This window comes from Streptomyces sp. NPDC047028, assembly GCF_040644095.1.
In the GTDB taxonomy this organism is placed as follows: domain Bacteria; phylum Actinomycetota; class Actinomycetes; order Streptomycetales; family Streptomycetaceae; genus Streptomyces.
Map to the genome: position 1 here is coordinate 1 of NZ_JBEYVS010000124.1, position 1505 is coordinate 1505.

Annotated in this window: 1 protein-coding gene; it reads left to right on the plus strand. The window is 71.0% G+C overall.

Annotation, left to right across the window (positions count from 1 at the left end; genetic code table 11):
• A partial coding sequence (locus ABZ854_RS37215) for a type I polyketide synthase (protein WP_361220483.1) occupies nucleotides 1–1505 on the plus strand: 1505 nt, incomplete at both ends.

Sequence of the window (1505 nt, forward strand, 5' to 3'; positions counted from 1 at the left end):
CTCGCCCTGGCCGGTGGTGTGACGGTGATGTCGACGCCGGACACCTTCATCGACTTCTCCCGGCAGCGGGGGCTCGCGTCGGACGGCCGGTGCAAGCCGTTCGCCGAGGCCGCCGACGGCACCGGGTGGGGCGAGGGCGTGGGTGTCCTCGTCCTGGAGCGGCTGTCCGACGCACGGAAGAACGGCCACCGCGTCCTCGCCCTCGTCAAGGGTTCGGCGGTCAACCAGGACGGTGCGAGCAGCCAGCTGACCGCGCCGAACGGGCCGTCCCAGCAGCGTGTCATCCGGCAGGCCCTCGCCTCCGCCCGGCTTGCCACGACCGACGTCGACGCCGTGGAAGGTCACGGCACCGGCACCCGGCTTGGTGACCCGATCGAGGCGCAGGCGCTGCTCGCGACCTATGGTCAGGATCGTGCCGAGGGCGCCCCGCTGTGGCTGGGCTCGATCAAGTCCAACCTGGGGCACACGCAGGCGGCGGCCGGCGTCGCCGGGATCATCAAGATGGTGCTGGCCCTGCGCCACGAGCAGTTGCCGCAGACCCTGCACGTCGATGCTCCGTCCTCCCACGTCGACTGGTCGGCGGGGGAGGTGGAGCTGCTGACCGAGGCCCAGCCGTGGAAGGCGGGGGAGCAGCGGGTACGTCGGGCCGGTGTCTCCTCGTTCGGTATCAGCGGGACCAACGCCCACGTCATCGTCGAGGAGGCCCCCGCCGAGGAGCCCGCGAAGGCTCCTGAGGCCGGGCCGCTCCCGGTGGTGCCGTGGATCGTGTCGGGCAAGACCGCGGAGGCGGTACGGGCCCAGGCGGCACGGCTGCTGGAGTACGTCACGGAACACCCGGGGCTGGAGCCGGCGGATGTCGGCTGCTCACTCGTCACGCAGCGGTCGGCATTCGGCTACCGGGCGGGTGTGGTGGCGGGTGACCGTGAGGGGTTGCTGGCTGGGCTGGCGGCGGTGGCCGAGCGGGACATTCCGGCGGTCGCGGCCGGTTCCGTGGCGTTCCTGTTCACGGGGCAGGGGAGCCAGAGGGCCGGGATGGGCAGGGAGCTGTATGAGGCCTTCCCGGTGTTCGCCGCTGCCTTGGACGAGGTGTGCACTGCTCTGGATGCGCATCTCGAACGTCCGCTGAAGGACGTGATGTTCGGTGGTGAGGGGCTGGACGAGACGGGCTTCACGCAGCCGGCGCTGTTCGCCCTGGAAGTCGCCCTCTTCCGGTTGCTGGAGTTCTGGGGTGTGCGGCCGGATGTGCTGGCCGGGCACTCCATCGGTGAGCTGGCTGCCGCGCATGTGGCGGGTCTGTGGTCGCTGGAGGACGCGGCGAGGCTGGTCGCTGCTCGTGGCCGGCTGATGCAGCAGCTCCCTTCGGGGGGCGCGATGGCCGCTGTGCAGGCGACCGAGGACGAGGTACAGGCGGTGTTGCCGGACGGCACGGGCATCGCGGCTGTGAACGGACCGATGTCGATCGTCGTGTCCGGCCCGGAAACAGGTGTGAACACGGTTGTCAGCCA